Genomic DNA, 15,051 nt, shown 5'->3' on the forward strand with positions numbered 1-15,051 from the left:
CTCATAGAAGGCGAACTCCCCGGGCAGGAACGCGCCGCTGGACCGCGTCGCGCTCGCGCCAGCAGTCGAGGCCGAGCACCCTCCCGCAGCCTGATGTCGGGCGGATTTGCCCTACCAGCAAATGGATGGTCGTCGACTTCCCCGCGCCGTTCGGTCCGAGAAAGCCGAACACCTCACCTGACCGCACATCGAGATCCACGTCCTCGACTCCGCGTTGGCGGCGGTAGTACTTGGTCAACCGCGTCGAGTCGATGGCCAGGTCGACGCCGGTCATGGCTCAGAGCCTGGGGCTGCTGGATGGTGACACGGCAGGCGCATAGTAGGTCTCCTCGGCGAGGACGGCCCGTTCATCCTGGCGAGCGTCACCAGCTCGAGCCGGTCACCCGCCTGTACCTCGACAACCGCCCGGCCACATTCGCAGCCGAGCTCGAGCAGGCGAGACCCCGGTCGCACCGCCACCGCCCGTGTGACGCCTGCCGGCGAGGGGGCGGGCAGGCCGATTACCACGAACAGACCGCCAGACCACGACGAGACCGATGCATATCGAGGTGACCGACACTGTCGAAGCACTGGAGGTCGTGGCCGGCGACGAGGACGCACGAGAGGCCGTCGCGCAGGACGATCTCGTCGAAGCGGAGCTCCTCGTCGAGGAAATCTCCATCGACGGCATGTGCGGGGTGTACTGAGCCATCTCCGCTCAGCCCGATTCCCCGGAAGGCTTCGACCCTGAGGCCCCGTATCGCCTCAGTTCCAAGGTCGCATTGCGGGCCGAGCCGTTCGGCGCTGGCCTACCACTTCGACTCCCGTCGGCTCGTCTTCGTGAAGGCCACCGGCCTCGTCGAGGTCGTCCGGTCACTCGAACACCACGACAGCGTCGAGCTCGCCCTCGACGCGGCCATCGAGGCTGGACTGATCGACGAGCGCCAGCGCGCCAGCTACGCGTCGGGGCTCGAAGCGCTGGCGGGGTCGGGGATCATCGAGGCTCGACCCGTGGCCGAGGTACCGGCATGACGGCAGCAAAACGCCGCCGCTCACTGCGCAGCTCGAGCGGCGGCTCGACGCTCCTATAGGCCTGACGTGAACTGGCCCTGGGTGCCGTGATCGCTGTGGATCAGGGTCTCGTCAGGCTCCCGGCTCTCGATAGCCATCCCGATCAGGCTGACGAAGAGGGGTCACGGAAGCTCGAACGGCGCCTGGTCGAGGAATCGCCGCACGACGTTGGTAGTGATCTGGGCTATGTCGTTGTCCCAGCCGTCTCGGGCCAGCGCGCCAAACCACGAGATCGAACCGACCGAGAACACCGCGCCCCCGTTCGGGGTCTCGAAGAACGTCATGTCGGCCCGGACGTATGGGTCGGGCGTTGGGAAGGTCACGGCGGCCTCGAACTCCTCCTTGGTGCGGATCATGTCCGGCCCGAAGTCAGTGGCAGATGCCAGGACAATGGCGTGCTCGGGCGATCCGAGGCGAGTGTCGTAGCGGTCGACCTCCTGGCCAGCAGCCCCGCCGCCCAGTCCCGAAGTCCCGATCCGCTCTCCGTGTACCCCGTCGAAGATCCATGCGGCCCGTGAGGTATAGCTCGCCTCAGTCCGCTCGTAGTAGCTGGCGCGGTCGAATCCCTGGGCGGCGAAGCCGATCCCCACGAGCTCGTTCGGTGCTCGGCCGAGTCGCCGCCACAGCCCGCCGTACTCGCCGCCGAAGGCGTGGTAGCTCTCGCCCGGCTCGCACTGCCAATTCCGCACCCCATCCTCGGCGCGACGCAGCTCGATCGCACCGGGCCAACTGTCGCTGAATGCGACCCGCCAGTAGAACCCGTTGCCCCCCGCGTAGATCAGCCTTCCACCGCCGCGCTGCCACTGCTCGAGCCCGTCGAGCATCACCGTGGACCAGTACTCGGGATGCGACCCGCTGACGATCACCCGGTCCGGAGCGAGCGCGTCGACGCCCTCGGCATGTAGGTCTTCGTCGGTGACGATGTCATGCCCGACGGCAAGGTGATCGAGGAAGGCATTGATCACTGTGTCAGGCGTGAAGTTCCAGCCGTCTGCCCCAGGACGCAGCTGGAGCACCGGGCGACGTCTCGAGCTGAACATGACGCCGCTGCCGTCGGAGTGCTTCTCGTAGGTCGAAAGACCGAGCTCGGGATGGTCCCTCACGTACTCGTGCTCGGGGCGGAGCCGCGTCCTTGATTCGACGAAATCGGTCCCCTCGAAGAGCATCCGGTGGTTCGCGTAGGCCATGTACGTGCAAGAGGGCATCAGCAGCGCGATGTCAGCGGTCGGCGCACCGATCGCCGGGCGCACGAAGAACGGGATTCGGTCGTCGCCGGCGTCGCCGCGCAGACGGAACGCGTAGATCCCGCTGGCCAGATCGGCAGGCAGATCCAACGACGCAGTCTCCTGCCATCCGGCGTCGTACAGGTCGTCGCTGTGGAAATGGATCGCGTCGTAGTGAGTCGGCTCGTCGCACCAACGATGCACGGTGCCGTTCCAGGCGGGGCCGGTTACGGCGCGGGCGGGGAGCTGGTGGAGCTCGAGTGGGCGATCGACGCCGCCCAGATCCGCGATGGTCCGATCGCCGATGTCCGAGCTGAAGTCCCAGCTGAGCTCCAGACCATCGACGCCGAGTCGCGGCGACGAGATGCGCCCGTCGAAGCGACCACCGCTTGGCGATGCAGCCAGCAACATCGTCTGGAGATCGACTGGGCCGGTTGAGCCGTCGCCGATGGTCGGCTCGGGATCGACCTCGAGGAGGTCACGGCCCGGTGAGACTGTTGGCGCTGTCGTAGCCAGAGCGGTGATAGCTCCTGTTTCGAGGTCGACGTCGAGCTCGATGCGGTACCACCTCCGTCCGGCAATAGGTCGAGAACGAAGGCGCAGCTCAGCTACGCTCGATCGGGCGATCAGGTGGCCACTGTCGAGGGCGATTTCGACCACTGTGCCCGTGGTTCCCTCCAGCACGACGACCGGCTGCGACTCGGACGGCCTGGTCGCCATGAGCGCGAACTCGAGCTGCAATGTTTGAGCGGCGGTGAGCCCCTTGAGATCGACGCTCGCAAAGGACCCCGGTATCAGGGCCGCTTCGGAGAGATCGACCCGGTCGGGTAGGCTGCTGTCGATTTCGGTCTCGGAGAATCCCGGCCCATAGCGAGTGCGGTCACCGCAGCTGATCCGGACGATGTCAAGGGTCGCAGGACCGGGGCTGTGGCTCGAAGCCTTCAGGCTGATGTGGTCACCGGCGCGGAGTGAGAGCGGCTCGCAGTACCCAGTGATCTGCTTCGGCCTATCGTCCATCGAACGTGTCTAGCGCGGCCCGATCGAGCGTGTTGCTGACCGAAGAGGTCCGAGGGCGCGAGTCTCACCGGCCCCGGCATCGAAAGCGCCGGCGCCCCCGAGAACCCCGCTCACAGCAGCCGGGGCCGGGGACGCTGACCACCCGCTCGGTACTGCGGGAACGGAGCGATCCACTGGCACTCAGCCAGTACTGATGGAGCCCAGCCAGGCGGTGACGTCGTCGATCCAGCCATAGCGCCCACCCCGGCTCTCGACGAGTTCGGGAGTCCAGTCTTTGATCGCTTCGAGGAGTCGTGCGGCGAGGTCAGGGAGCCTTGTCAGCGCCGCCGATGGTGCGAGCTGGACGCGGATCGTGAACAGGATGGCCCCTGTAGCGGGCAATCGTCGCAGTGTCTGACGCTCGCTGCGGAGCCAAAGGTGGTCGGGGTGAAAGGCATCGGGCTGACGAAGCGCGCTCTGGTCGGGAGCGAACAGGAGGGGGTGGGCGCTGAAGCCCCAGTTGCGGCGTGAGACGATCCGGTCCGGGGAGAGCCGGTCGAAGAACCGCGACACCCGGGTGGCAAGATCATGCTCATAATGGGGGACGGGTCCGTGGACGTCCTCCTGGAGTCGGCCGAGCTTGTCGCCGAGTCGCCCAGTAGGTCGGGAAGCCCACCAACCCCGCGGTCAAACGCCAGCCACCGTCGGCTTGCTCCATGACGCACAGGTCCTCCTGTATGGCGAGGCCGGCTCTGGCCAGCGGTGGGGCGATCGTGTCGTCCCACTCCGACAGCGCTTCAGGCAAGTGGCGGGCCAGCCAGTCGTGGACGAGCCCGCTTGCTTCGGCGCAAGAGCCCTCGCTCCCGGGGAGCGCAGCGAACACCTCCCCATGGGCCTCGTCGTGGAGTCTGCGCTTGAGGGCGAGCTCGCTGGCGCGAAGCTCGTCGGCGCGCAGCCAGTCCGCCTCCTCGATGCCCCGCGTGCCCATGCGTTGATACGGAACGCCGGCATGCACGCTGACCCGGTCGAGCTCATCGAGCCAGCGCAGGTCGGCGTTGCGGTACCGCTCGATGTCGATCGGGTAGGCGTGCGGGTCGACCGGGATCATGGCGAACCCACGCGGGCTCGCCAATCATGGCGGATCCAGACCCGGTCCAGCTCGCCGGTCACTGCGCGATCGTCGCACACGTTCCGGCAAAACGCCCCCGCGAACATCACCAGAATGCGTCACGGACCAGCACGCATCTGGCCGGCACGAGCGGGGCTCGAGGTCGAGCCGAGCAGATCGGCTCGAGTTTGCTGGCCAGCGCTCGGTTGCCTGATCGTTGCCAGGTCGTGGCATCGCTGTGAGCGGAGAGCGTCGCTGACGAAGGGCGGGGTCGTGGCGCCGTCACAGGATAGATCCGCCTGTCCGAGGAGTACCGATGCGACCCTATGGCGCCTTCATTCTTTTCACCGCAGCCCTGGTCGCGCTGCGCCGAGCAGCGTTGCCGATCTCGGTCGGCGGAAGCATCGCCCTGACGCTCCTGGTCACTTCCATCGTGCGGACGCTCACATCACGCAGAGCTTGAGACCCACGACGCGCCGCCAGCAACGACGCGCAAGGACAGTGTCCGGAAGGCTGCTCTGGTCTCCCGGGTAGGCCAGTCGATGCCTCGGCACCGCGGCGAACGGCCCGGGTTGCTGCAGGATGTGTTCGCTCCTCGCGAACACCCGACATTGCGCAGGCGTCAGTGCACACGGCCTACCGTCGCTGGCAACTCCGGCCGCGCGAGTCTGATTGGAGACACACCATGCTCGATCTCGACCTCAGCGGGCACACGGCCATCGTCACGGGAGCGAGCCTCGGTATCGGCGCCGCTGCTGTGCGCCAGCTCGCCGACCACGGCGCCCGGGTGGCGTTCTGCGCTCGCCACGACGACGGTGTCGCCGCGCTGAGTCAGTATGCACCCGAGTCGGCCAGCGGAGCCGTTCACGGCTATGTCGCCGACATGGCCGATCCGGACTCCGTGGCAACCTTCCTCGCGTCGGTCGGCGCCGACATCGGGCCGGCCGACATCGTCGTGAACAACGTGGGCGCTTCGCCCTCGCGCAACTTCCTGTACATGTCCGATGACGACTGGGAGGACCTGTTCCAGCTCAACTTGATGTCGGCCGTTCGGTGCACCCGGCATTGTCTTCCGGCAATGCGCGCCCAGAAGTGGGGTCGGATCGTCATGGTGGCCAGCGGCGCAGCGCTCTATCCCGGGGCGGCTCTCATCGACTATGCGGCCACCAAGGCCGCGATGGTGGCGACCGGCAAGGCGCTGGCCGGCAAGTACGGGCCGGACAATGTCCTCGTCAACTCTGTTCTGCCCGGCCTGATCCATACCGCCATGTGGGATCGGGCCGCTGACGAGGTCGCCGAGGCCACTGGCGGCACTCGCCAAGGGGTCCTCGACGGCAACGCAGCTCGTGTTCCACTGGGCCGGTACGGAACAGCCGATGAGGTCGCGGCCGTCATTGTCTTCCTCTGCTCGGACGCAGCGTCGTATATGAACGGTGCGACGATCGTGGTCGACGGGGGTGAGGGGGGCCACATCTGACTCGACCCCGGGTTGGACTCGGCGCTGATGCGTATAGTCCGGGCATGACAAGTGCAGCCGATCGTGACATCGCCGACCTGGCAGCTTCGTATGGGCTGAGCTTCGCTGGCGATGACGACCTGGCCTCGTTCGTCGAGGCCGTGCGGGGGTCCGTCGAGGGGGCCGAGAGCATCGCCGACCTGCCCGACGAGCCCGTGGAAGTGAAGTACCCGCGGTCGGAGTGGGCGTATCCCGACCCGGCCGAGAACGAGCTGGGCGCCTGGTATGTCCGGACCGACATCGAGGGAGCGAGCAGCGGCAAGCTGAGCGGTCGGACCGTGGCGATCAAGGACAACATCTTCGTCGCCGACGTGCCGATGATGGACGGCACGCACATCCTCGAGGGCTATGTGCCTCCCGTCGACGCAACCGTCGTGACGAGGCTCCTCGACGCGGGAGCGACCATCGCCGGCAAGTCCGTCTGTGAGGCGTACTGCTTCTCGGCGGGCAGCCACATCAGCGAGTCCGGCCCTGTCCTGAACCCGCTCAACCATGAGCGGTCGGCCGGCGGATCGTCGTCGGGCAGCGCCGCCCTCGTGGCGGCCGGCGAGGTCGATCTGGCCATGGGTGGCGACCAGGGCGGATCGATTCGCATCCCGTCCTCCTATTGCGGCATCTACGGCCTGAAGCCGACGCACGGCCTGGTGCCCTATACCGGCATACTCGGGATGGACCCCAGCATCGACCACACGGGTCCGATGACGGGATCGGTCGGCGACAACGCTCTGATGCTCGAGGTGATCGCCGGGCCGGACGGGCTCGACGAGCGCCAGCCTGACCAGGAGGCTCAGGCCTATACCGAGGCCCTCGGCGGGGGCGTTACGGGCTTGAAGATCGGTGTGTTGACCGAGGGTTTCGGCTACGACGACTCGGATCCCGACGTCGACGCCAAGGTCAGAGCGGCGGCCGAGCGCTTCGCCAAGCTGGGCGCCCAGGTCGGCGACATCTCGGTGTCGATGCACCGGGACGCAGCGATCATCTCGGCCGCGTTCATCCCGGCGATCATCGACATCATGTACACCAACGACGGCCTGCCGCTGGGACGCAACGAGCCCCTCGTCGAGAGCTTCTATGAGGTCCAGAACACCTGGCGTCAGCGACCGAACGATCTGCCTGAGGGGGTCAAGGTCTTCCTGATCGCTGCGGCGCTCCTCAAGCGCGAGAGCGGTATGAGGTACGTCGCCAAGGCCATCAACCAGACCAGGCGGCTGAAGGCCAGATACGACGCGGCCCTGCAGGAGGTCGATCTGCTGTTGTTGCCGACGACACCCATGAAGGCGTCGGTGCTGCCCGGGCCGGACGCCTCTCGCGAGGAGATCATGACCCGGTCCTATGAGTCGCTCACCAACACGTGGCCGTTCAACCTCACCCACCATCCGGCGCTGTCGTTGCCGTGTGGGCTGAGCGATGGGCTACCGGTAGGGCTCATGCTCGTCGGTCGCCATTTCGACGAGACGACCATCTACCGGGCGGCCGCCGCCTTCGAGCAGCACGACGACTGGCGGACGCTGTAGCAGGCGCTCCCCCAGCAGCTCAGACGAAGGGGGCGGCCTCGATCTTCTGGGCCTCCGGCAGCACCTCCTCACCGAACCGGGTCACCAGATCGAACAGCTCGTCGATCGTGTTCGACCGAACGTCGAAGATCAGCGTCACGTGCCCGTACCCCTCGTTGGCGTACCGCTCGAGCTCCTCGAGGAGGTCTTCGGCCGTTCCGGTCATCGTCGGCCGGTTGGCCCCACGGAGGATGGGATCGTCGGAGTCACAGAGCAGCGCCGAGCAGATCGTGCCGTACCAGAATCCCGACATGTCCTTGCCGATTCGCTCGCCTTCGGCAATCGCGGCGTGCTTCGCAGCGGCGTAGAAGTCGACCGGGCAATGGGGCTCGGCGTGAACGGTGTAGAGCCCGTCGCATTGTCGGGCAGCGCGTCGTGCTCCGATCGGCGTCGTTGCGCCGTAGACGATCGGCGGCCGGGGCTGCTGGTATGGCTTCGGGTCCATCGAGACACCATGGATCGTGAAGTGCTTCCCGTCGTGGTCGATCCAGTCGTCGGACCACGCCTTCTTGTAGATCTCGATGCACTCCTCGGTGACCTCACCGCGGTTCTCGAAGTCGGCGCCGAGGGCGCGAAACTCGTCCTCCTCCCACCCGATCCCGACGCCCATGATCACCCGGCCCTCGGAGAGCTGGTCGGCGGTCGCGAACTGATGTGCCGACGCGAGGGGATGCCGGTAGGGCGCGATATGGACCGAGGGAGCGAATCTGATCCGTTCGGTCGCGTGAGCGAGGCCCCCCAACAGCACGGCGACATCGAGCATCATCGGCCTCTCCGGATAGGCCCTCGTCCGCGACGAGGTCACCGGGTAGTCCATCGAGAGGTCGCCCCCCATCACGACATGATCCGAGAGCCAGATCGAGTGGTAGGAAAGGCGTTCTGCGAGCTGGGCGAACTCGAAGGGACGGACGTCAGCCGGCTGAATCGGCTGGAGGTAGAAGTCCGTCTCGTCTCGGGTCAACAGACCGTGGTTGGGTATCTTGACGCCGATGTCCATGCCGGCACGCCTCCTCGAGGAAGAGGACCACGATGACTGATGGTGGGTCCTTCACCCGTGACACCGTCGAGTTCACGAGCGCTGGAGATACTATCGAGGCCTACTTCTACCTGCCCGATGGCGTCGAGCGGCCACCGGTTGTCGTGCTCGCGGGGGGATGGTGCTACGTCAAGGAGCTCGTGCAGCCGCTCTATGCCGAGGCATTCGCGGCCATCGGGCTGGCGGCTCTGTTGATCGACTATCGCCGGCTCGGCACCTCGGGGGGTGAGCCCCGCCAGCACCTCGACCCTCACGACCAGATCGAGGACTACCGCAATGCGATCTCCTATTTGGAGACGCGCCCGGACGTCGATGCGGCGCGGGTCGGTGCCTGGGGGATCTCCTATTCAGGGGGCCACGTGCTCATCCTCGGCGCCACCGACCCCCGCGTGAGATGCGTCGTGTCGATCGTTCCCGTCGTCGACGGGCTCCGCACGCTGCGCCGAGCACACGGGACGCTCGGCATGCGCCGACTGGAAGAGGCCATTGCCGCCGCCCGGAGGAAGCTCTTCGTGACCGGCGAGCACTCGCACATCCCTCACGGCACGCGGACCCCCGAGACCGAGGTCTCGACATGGCCGTTCCCCGCGTCGCGTGACACCTTCGAGTGGCTCCAACAGAACAGGGCCCCCAACTACCAGAACAGGGCGACGGTCGCATCGACGGAGATGCTGCTCGCCTACAGCGTCTACCCGTTCGTCGAGCGCCTCGTGGACGTCCCGACCATGATGGTGGTGGCCGAAGGCGATGACCACACGATGTGGGACCTCGAGATCGAGGCCTACGGCGCCATCCCGACACCCAAGAAGCACCTCGAGGTCGTGCCCCGCTCCGGGCATCTCGGCCTGTACCGCGACGAGGCCAAGGTGCGGGAGGTGGCCGGCGCATGCGGCGAGTGGTTCCGCCGGTGGCTGTGAGAGCCCGGACTTCGACCCCACGGGGACCCATAGGCTCCGTCTCACGAGAGATGAAGGAGCGGCCATGGACTCCCGGGAGATCGTCATCGCCAAGCTCTCCGAGTGGGGCATCGAACCCAGCGAAGAGGATCTCGAGGAGCTCATTCCCGCCTATGAAGCCCTGATCGGGTGGCAGCGGGTCCTGGAGGACATGCTCCGGACCCGATCGATGGGCAACGACATGGAGTTCCCGCTGAGCGAGCCGATCGTGGTTCACGACCTGGAGAGGTACCGGTAGCCATGGCGAGCACGGGACAGGAATTGGCGTTCGCCTCGATGGAGTCCCTGTCGGAGCGGATCCGGCAGCGGCAGGTGTCACCCGTCGAGGTGACAGAACTCATGCTCACCCGCATCGAGGAGCTGAACCCGATCATCCACGCCTACTACACGGTCTTCGACGAGCAGGTCATGGACGACGCGAAGCGGGCCGAGCAGGAGATCGCCCGAGGCGACTACCGCGGTCCCCTCCACGGGATACCGATGGGTATCAAGGACATCTACGAGATGGGGCGCACGACCTGGGGCTCCCAGCCCCTGCAGGACTATGTGGCCGAGGAGGACTGTGTCGCCGTCAAGAAGCTCAAGGACGCGGGCGCCCTGATCCTGGGCAAGACGGCGACCTATGAGTTCGCCTATGGCGTCCAGAGCCTGGAATCGCCTGTCGAGCCGGTGCGCAGTGCGTGGGATCTGTCCCTGGAGGCGGGCGGCTCGAGCAGTGGCTCGGCTGGAGCGGTCGCTGCGGGCATGGCCTACTCGGCGATGGGCTCGTGCACGGGCGGCTCGATCCGTTGGCCGGCCCAGTGTCTGCTGCACGTCGGGCTCAAGGCCACCTATGGCCGGGTGAGCAGGAGGGGGATACTCCCGCTCGCGTGGAGCCTCGACCACCCGGGGCCCCTAGCGAGGACGGTGAAGGACTCGGCGCTCGTGCTCCAGGGGCTGGCCGGCTACGACGAGCTCGACCCGGGCTCGGCGAACGCCCCGGTACCCGATTTCACGGCGAAGCTCGGACGGGACATCGGTGGCATGCGCATCGGCCTGCTGACCGACCTCTACGAGGCGACGTGTGATCCGAAGGTGCTCGAGGTCTACGAGCAGGCGGTCGACAGATACCGCAGCCTCGGCGCAGAGATCGTCAGGGTGTCGAGCATCGGTCTCGCCGAGCTCGAAGCCATCCAGTGGCCGACGCTGTGGGCCGACGCAGCCGCGATCCACCTTCGCAATGTGCGCAACCGTGGACACGAGTTCAATCCGAACACCCGCCAGTTTCTCCAGTGGGGGATGCTGGTCAGCAGCACGTACTACCTGCTGGCGTCACGGTGCCGAGCCCAGGTCCGCGACGATCTCTGCGCCGCTCTCACCAGCCAGTGTGACGTTCTCATGTTGCCGACGGCCGGCTTCCAGGGGCCCGGGCCGGTGCCCGAGGAGTCGCCCGGACTGAACTTCATCGGCTCGGCGTTCGAGATCTATACGCCCATCTTCAACTTCACCGGGCTCCCGGCTATCCAGGTTCCCTGTGGCTTCGACGCCGATGGCTTCCCCACCGGGTTCCAGATCGCCGCCAAGCCCTTCGACGAGGTGACGATGTTCCAGGTGGCACGGGCCTACGAGCAATCCGAGAAGTGGTACACGATGCACCCCGACATCTGAGCCGGTCAGGCCGACGATCAGCTCGCGGGCGCCATGCCACCATCGATGGTGTAGCTCTGCCCAGTGATCCACCGGCCCTGATCGCTGCACAGATAGACAACCTGGTGAGCGACGTCCTCACCCGTTCCAGCCCGCTCCATTGCGATCCGACTGTCGATGTAGTCGGTCCATTCCTCCCCCCGGCCCCAGTCGTCGTGGCGGAACGTGTCGATCAGCCCGGGGTTGATCGCATTGGCGGTGATGCCGTGGCGACCGAGCTCCTGGGCCAGGAACGCCGTCAAGGTCTCCACCGCAGCCTTGCTGGTCGCGTAGGCGGCGCTATTCGGCGCCAGGATGCGCGGCGAGACCGAGCAGATGTTCACGAACGAGCCCCCTTCGCTGTGCTCGATCATGTGTCGCGCGAAGTACTTCGACATCAGGAACGTGCCCGTGAGATTCACGTTCATGACCGTGTTCCACGCAGCCAATTCGAGGTCGACGATGGGGACACGATCGGCGCCCTTGGCGGCGCCAGCGTTGTTCACGACGATGTGGACCGGCCCGAGCTCGTCGACGATCTGAGCGAGCAGCGACTGGACGGCGTCGGGATCGGCCACGTCGCTCACGACGGGCAGGGCACTGCGACCCTCGCCACGTATCTCATCGGCGACGGAGTCGATGTCGCGCCAGCCGGCCTCTTGCTCGTCCTCGGGGTAGTCGGCGGGTGCTCGTCCGGTGCCGGTGATCACGACGTCACACCCGGCGCGGGCGAGAGCGACCGCGATCGGGCGGCCGATCGACCTCATACGTCCTGCGCCGGTGACCACCGCCACTCGATCCTGGAGACCAGTCAGCTCGTAGGACATGGGGAGCTTTTACACCGAACGAGACTGCTCGGCGACGAAAGCACCGAGGCGCCGGGCCATGAGCTCTGGTGTCAGAACCTCGGTCAGGGCCGCGACGCCGGCTGCCATGCTCACGGTGTTGTTGTTGTTGAACGTGCCGCCCTGGGTCAGCCCGCCACCGGCCGCCGGGTCGAAGGCAGCCATCAGCTCACGACGACCACCGAAGGCACCGATCGTCAGACCGCCGGCGATGTACTTGCCGAGCGTCGTCATGTCGGGGGTGATGCCGAGCACCTCCTGGGCACCGCCTGGCGAGAGCCGCGACGTCATCACCTCGTCGAAGATCAGCTGAGCTCCGTAGGCATCGCACTGGGCACTCAGCTCGGCGAGGAAGTCGGGCTCGCCGGGGATACAGCCGCTGGCGCCGATCATCGGCTCGACGAGAGCGCAGCCGATGTCGTCGGGATGAGCGGCGAAGGCACGACGAACGGACTCGGTGTCGTTGTAGTCGGCGAAGACCCACTTGTGGGGAACGTTCAGGGGCCTGCCGGTCGGCCCGAAGTACAGGACGCCACCGTGGTAGCCACCATGGAACACCAAAACGCCCGGTCGCCCCGTGGCGTGAAGCGAAGTCGCGATGGCGTAGAGGTTCGCTTCTGTCCCCGAGTTGGTGAACCGGACCTGATCGATCGACGGAAACCTCTCGCACACCAGCCTGGCGAGCTCGAGCTCGGCCGGGTGCGTGGCGCCGATCGACAGCCCGGCGTCCAGGGCCGTGATCACCGCCCGCCGGACCGCCTCGGGACGATGCCCGAGGAGGCCGGCCGTGTAGTTGCCCAGCAGATCGACATAGGTGTGACCGTCGACGTCGGTCAGCAGTCCCCCCTCGGCCGACACGACACGGAACGGGAACGGCTCGAAGTCGAGCACGGAGCGGGTGTTCCCCCCGGGCAGGAACTCGCGAGCGGCCGCTGCGAGGCGCGCGCTCTCGGGCCGACGGTCGGCGTACCGGCGACGAGCGGCCTCGACAGCCACGTCGAGATCGGTGCCCGGTGGCATCGCTGCCTCCTGTCGTCTGGTTGTGTCAGTAGTCGACTGGCGTGATGTAGGCCGGGTCGCTGTGGGCCGCCCAGTAGAGGTCCCGTACACGGGTCGTGACCGGCCCGGGCTTCCCGTCGCCGATCGTCTCACCATCCAGCACCGTGACCGGCATGACCCCGCCGGCCGTACTGGTCACGAACAGCTCGTCGGCCGCTCTCACGTCGTCGACCGGCAGCGGTGCCACCACGGTGTCGATACCGACCGAGGAGGCGAGCTCGATGACCGTTCGACGGGTGACACCTTCGAGGACGCCCCGATCGGGCGTATAGAGCCGCTCGCCGGCGACGGCGAAGACGTTGAAGCCGTTGCCCTCGGTCACATTGCCGGCGGCATCGGGCAGCACGACGAGATCGCCGCCCCGGTCGAAGGCCTCGAACATCCCTTGCATGAGGTCGCCCCAGTGATGGTTCTTCACCGTCGGGTCGACGGCTTCGGGCGGGATGCGGATCGTGTTCTCGGCGATCACCAGATGCGAGCCCGTCTCCTGACGTTCGGCGGGGACGATCCAGACGTACGGGATCGCATAGGCGTAGAACCGGTTCACGAAGGTCCGCGGATCGGCGGTACGAGAGTGGGGGATGCCCCGGGTGACCAGCATGTCGACGAACGCTTCGCGGAGACTGGAGCGGCGCACACACTCGAAGAGGATCTCCCTCATCTCCGATCGAGTGACCGGTGGGTTCATACAGATCGTCTGCCAGCTCTTCTCGAACCGGTCGAGGTGGTCGTCGAGCCGGAAGAACGCGCCCCCCCATACGCCGACCACGTCGTAGGTGAGATCGGCGTGCTGGAAGCCGGTGTCGGCGATGGGCACCGTGGCGGCCTCATAAGGGACGAACTCGCCGTCGACCCAAGCGCACCCGGAGCTGTAGTCGGTCATCGGCGCCAACCCGGCCGGCTCAGGCGGCGGATGCGAGGGCGGGCACCTGTAACGGCGGCGCGTCCCACGACTTGAGCTCGGGCAGGACCTTGTCGGCGAAGAGACGGACGCTCCGCTCGACCTCGCTGTAGGGCATGCCGCCGTAGCTGAATCCGGGCATGAAGCCGGCTGCGTTGATCGTGTTCTTGATGAACTCGAACTTCTCGATGACCTGCTCGGGTGTCCCCCACGGCATGAGCTTCACGAAGTCGTCGGCGGCTCCCTCGGCACCATGGCGGGAGATGTACTTCGTGATGTTCGTGTAGAACTCGTACCCCTTGACGCCGCGGTGAGGGTCATCGCCGAACTCGTAGTGCTGCATGATCGACGCGTAGTAGGCCCCCATGTACCGGTGCGCCATCTCCTCGGCCCGATCGGCCGACTCGTCGACGAAGCAGCTCCCACCCGACAGCGGCGGTGGAGCGGCGCAGCCGTTCTCCTGTTCGTAGATCTCGTTGTAGACAGCGAAGTCTTGCTCGACGATGTCCCATGGTTTCTGAGGGATGACGAGCAGGCCGACACCGAGCTTGGCCATGATCGGCATCGACTCGGGCGAGACGGCAGCCGCGTAGGTCCGCCCCCGAAACGAATGCTCGGGTCTGGGCCTGATGTCGCGTCTGGGTTGTTGGACGAACTCACCGTCGTGCTCGAGATAGCCCCGTTCGAGCCCTTCGATGATCATCTCGGCGTACTCGATGAACCTCTCGCGACTGGTGTTCATGTCGACCCGGAAGCCGTCGTACTCGACGCGCGCGATACCGCGGCCGAGACCGAGGATCAGACGTCCACCCGAGAGATTGTCGAGCATGGTGATCTGCTCGGCGATCCGCATGGGGTCGTGCCAGGGCAACACGATGACACCCGTGCCGAGCAGGATTCTCTCCGTGCGGCCGGCGTGGTACGTGAGGAACTGCACCGGGTCGGGGCACATGATGTAGTCGGTGAAGTGATGCTCGACCGTCCAGAGTGACTCGAAACCGAGACTCTCCAGCTCGTCGATCAACTCGAGCTCACTACCCCAGACTTCACTGTCGGGAAGGGCATCAGCCGGGTTCTGAAAGTTCGCCGAATAGCCAACGTGCATGGTGAACCTCCGACGTCACCGACAGCCTATAGACGATC

At 66.4% G+C, this 15,051-nt stretch carries 16 protein-coding genes and 1 pseudogene; 8 read left to right on the forward strand and 9 right to left on the reverse strand.

Features of this window, described 5'->3' with window-relative positions; genetic code table 11:
* Nucleotide 1 precedes the first annotated feature (1 nt).
* Nucleotides 2-274, reverse strand: a complete 273-nt coding sequence (locus tag ACOQPH_RS07035) for an ATP-binding cassette domain-containing protein (RefSeq protein WP_419553398.1) — start codon at nucleotides 272-274, stop codon at nucleotides 2-4.
* Nucleotides 275-548: 274 nt separating this feature from the next.
* Here ACOQPH_RS07035 and mftA point away from each other — a divergent pair, with 274 nt between their 5' ends.
* Nucleotides 549-686 carry a mycofactocin precursor MftA gene (gene mftA / locus ACOQPH_RS07040; RefSeq protein ID WP_419923347.1) on the forward strand — a complete coding sequence of 46 codons (138 nt, stop codon included), beginning with the start codon at nucleotides 549-551 and terminating at the stop codon, nucleotides 684-686.
* 133 nt (nucleotides 687-819) lie between these two features.
* Entirely contained in the window at nucleotides 820-1,011 is a 192-nt protein-coding gene (locus tag ACOQPH_RS07045) for a hypothetical protein (RefSeq protein ID WP_419923348.1), read from the forward strand.
* Nucleotides 1,012-1,172: 161 nt separating this feature from the next.
* On the opposite strand, the gene ACOQPH_RS07050 is transcribed toward ACOQPH_RS07045, so the two are convergent.
* From ACOQPH_RS07050 to ACOQPH_RS07060, 3 genes and pseudogenes are all read right to left on the reverse strand, one after another.
* Nucleotides 1,173-3,290 carry a N,N-dimethylformamidase beta subunit family domain-containing protein gene (locus ACOQPH_RS07050; protein WP_419553401.1) on the reverse strand — a complete coding sequence of 706 codons (2,118 nt, stop codon included), beginning with the start codon at nucleotides 3,288-3,290 and terminating at the stop codon, nucleotides 1,173-1,175.
* Nucleotides 3,291-3,470: 180 nt separating this feature from the next.
* Nucleotides 3,471-3,851, reverse strand: a pseudogene (locus ACOQPH_RS07055) (heme-dependent oxidative N-demethylase subunit alpha family protein); the annotation flags it as partial.
* A gap of 10 nt (nucleotides 3,852-3,861) precedes the next feature.
* Nucleotides 3,862-4,377 (reverse strand): heme-dependent oxidative N-demethylase subunit alpha family protein, encoded by a 516-nt coding sequence (locus tag ACOQPH_RS07060; RefSeq protein WP_419553402.1) that lies wholly within the window; start codon nucleotides 4,375-4,377, stop codon nucleotides 3,862-3,864.
* Nucleotides 4,378-4,693: 316 nt separating this feature from the next.
* Here ACOQPH_RS07060 and ACOQPH_RS07065 point away from each other — a divergent pair, with 316 nt between their 5' ends.
* The 3 genes from ACOQPH_RS07065 (at nucleotide 4,694) to ACOQPH_RS07075 (ending at nucleotide 7,407) form a co-directional block, all read left to right on the forward strand.
* Nucleotides 4,694-4,840, forward strand: coding sequence for a hypothetical protein (locus ACOQPH_RS07065; protein WP_420623969.1), 147 nt, complete (start codon nucleotides 4,694-4,696; stop codon nucleotides 4,838-4,840).
* A 222-nt stretch (nucleotides 4,841-5,062) separates the two neighbouring features.
* Entirely contained in the window at nucleotides 5,063-5,854 is a 792-nt protein-coding gene (locus ACOQPH_RS07070) for an SDR family NAD(P)-dependent oxidoreductase (protein WP_419923349.1), read from the forward strand.
* 44 nt (nucleotides 5,855-5,898) lie between these two features.
* Nucleotides 5,899-7,407, forward strand: coding sequence for an amidase (locus ACOQPH_RS07075; protein ID WP_419553404.1), 1,509 nt, complete (start codon nucleotides 5,899-5,901; stop codon nucleotides 7,405-7,407).
* Between the two features lie 19 nt (nucleotides 7,408-7,426).
* On the opposite strand, the gene ACOQPH_RS07080 is transcribed toward ACOQPH_RS07075, so the two are convergent.
* A complete protein-coding gene (locus tag ACOQPH_RS07080) occupies nucleotides 7,427-8,443 on the reverse strand; it encodes an LLM class flavin-dependent oxidoreductase (RefSeq protein ID WP_419553405.1) in 1,017 nt (338 codons plus the stop codon).
* A gap of 32 nt (nucleotides 8,444-8,475) precedes the next feature.
* Here ACOQPH_RS07080 and ACOQPH_RS07085 point away from each other — a divergent pair, with 32 nt between their 5' ends.
* The 3 genes from ACOQPH_RS07085 to ACOQPH_RS07095 all read left to right on the forward strand — a co-directional run bounded on the left by ACOQPH_RS07085 (nucleotide 8,476) and on the right by ACOQPH_RS07095 (nucleotide 11,085).
* Nucleotides 8,476-9,399, forward strand: a complete 924-nt coding sequence (locus ACOQPH_RS07085) for an alpha/beta hydrolase (RefSeq protein ID WP_419553406.1) — start codon at nucleotides 8,476-8,478, stop codon at nucleotides 9,397-9,399.
* Nucleotides 9,400-9,463: 64 nt separating this feature from the next.
* Nucleotides 9,464-9,676 (forward strand): hypothetical protein, encoded by a 213-nt coding sequence (locus tag ACOQPH_RS07090; RefSeq protein WP_419553407.1) that lies wholly within the window; start codon nucleotides 9,464-9,466, stop codon nucleotides 9,674-9,676.
* Nucleotides 9,677-9,678: 2 nt separating this feature from the next.
* A complete protein-coding gene (locus tag ACOQPH_RS07095) occupies nucleotides 9,679-11,085 on the forward strand; it encodes an amidase (RefSeq protein WP_419553408.1) in 1,407 nt (468 codons plus the stop codon).
* Nucleotides 11,086-11,102: 17 nt separating this feature from the next.
* On the opposite strand, the gene ACOQPH_RS07100 is transcribed toward ACOQPH_RS07095, so the two are convergent.
* The 4 genes from ACOQPH_RS07100 to ACOQPH_RS07115 are packed head-to-tail and all read right to left on the reverse strand — an operon-like array spanning nucleotide 11,103 to nucleotide 15,013.
* Nucleotides 11,103-11,930: an SDR family NAD(P)-dependent oxidoreductase gene (locus ACOQPH_RS07100; protein ID WP_419923351.1), complete on the reverse strand. Its 828-nt coding sequence runs from the start codon at nucleotides 11,928-11,930 to the stop codon at nucleotides 11,103-11,105.
* 9 nt (nucleotides 11,931-11,939) lie between these two features.
* Nucleotides 11,940-12,968, reverse strand: coding sequence for an aspartate aminotransferase family protein (locus tag ACOQPH_RS07105; RefSeq protein WP_419553410.1), 1,029 nt, complete (start codon nucleotides 12,966-12,968; stop codon nucleotides 11,940-11,942).
* A 25-nt stretch (nucleotides 12,969-12,993) separates the two neighbouring features.
* Nucleotides 12,994-13,890, reverse strand: a complete 897-nt coding sequence (locus ACOQPH_RS07110) for an aminotransferase class IV (RefSeq protein WP_419553411.1) — start codon at nucleotides 13,888-13,890, stop codon at nucleotides 12,994-12,996.
* A 19-nt stretch (nucleotides 13,891-13,909) separates the two neighbouring features.
* Complete coding sequence (locus ACOQPH_RS07115; protein ID WP_419923352.1) at nucleotides 13,910-15,013, reverse strand: LLM class flavin-dependent oxidoreductase; 1,104 nt, start codon at nucleotides 15,011-15,013, stop codon at nucleotides 13,910-13,912.
* Nucleotides 15,014-15,051 lie beyond the last annotated feature (38 nt).

Origin of the sequence: Candidatus Poriferisodalis sp. (genome assembly GCF_965221945.1) — a bacterium.
Lineage (GTDB): Bacteria > Actinomycetota > Acidimicrobiia > Acidimicrobiales > Poriferisodalaceae > Poriferisodalis.

Excerpts from the sequence above, each read along its gene's own strand:
- ACOQPH_RS07035 (WP_419553398.1), bottom strand. The coding sequence starts at position 274 with ATGACCGGCGTCGACCTGGCCATCGACTCGACGCGGTTGACCAAGTAC.
- ACOQPH_RS07050 (WP_419553401.1), bottom strand. The coding sequence starts at position 3,290 with ATGGACGATAGGCCGAAGCAGATCACTGGGTACTGCGAGCCGCTCTCA.
- ACOQPH_RS07060 (WP_419553402.1), bottom strand. The coding sequence starts at position 4,377 with ATGATCCCGGTCGACCCGCACGCCTACCCGATCGACATCGAGCGGTAC.
- ACOQPH_RS07065 (WP_420623969.1), top strand. The coding sequence starts at position 4,694 with ATGCGACCCTATGGCGCCTTCATTCTTTTCACCGCAGCCCTGGTCGCG.
- ACOQPH_RS07070 (WP_419923349.1), top strand. The coding sequence starts at position 5,063 with ATGCTCGATCTCGACCTCAGCGGGCACACGGCCATCGTCACGGGAGCG.
- ACOQPH_RS07075 (WP_419553404.1), top strand. The coding sequence starts at position 5,899 with ATGACAAGTGCAGCCGATCGTGACATCGCCGACCTGGCAGCTTCGTAT.
- ACOQPH_RS07080 (WP_419553405.1), bottom strand. The coding sequence starts at position 8,443 with ATGGACATCGGCGTCAAGATACCCAACCACGGTCTGTTGACCCGAGAC.
- ACOQPH_RS07085 (WP_419553406.1), top strand. The coding sequence starts at position 8,476 with ATGACTGATGGTGGGTCCTTCACCCGTGACACCGTCGAGTTCACGAGC.
- ACOQPH_RS07090 (WP_419553407.1), top strand. The coding sequence starts at position 9,464 with ATGGACTCCCGGGAGATCGTCATCGCCAAGCTCTCCGAGTGGGGCATC.
- ACOQPH_RS07095 (WP_419553408.1), top strand. The coding sequence starts at position 9,679 with ATGGCGAGCACGGGACAGGAATTGGCGTTCGCCTCGATGGAGTCCCTG.
- ACOQPH_RS07100 (WP_419923351.1), bottom strand. The coding sequence starts at position 11,930 with ATGTCCTACGAGCTGACTGGTCTCCAGGATCGAGTGGCGGTGGTCACC.
- ACOQPH_RS07105 (WP_419553410.1), bottom strand. The coding sequence starts at position 12,968 with ATGCCACCGGGCACCGATCTCGACGTGGCTGTCGAGGCCGCTCGTCGC.
- ACOQPH_RS07110 (WP_419553411.1), bottom strand. The coding sequence starts at position 13,890 with ATGACCGACTACAGCTCCGGGTGCGCTTGGGTCGACGGCGAGTTCGTC.
- ACOQPH_RS07115 (WP_419923352.1), bottom strand. The coding sequence starts at position 15,013 with ATGCACGTTGGCTATTCGGCGAACTTTCAGAACCCGGCTGATGCCCTT.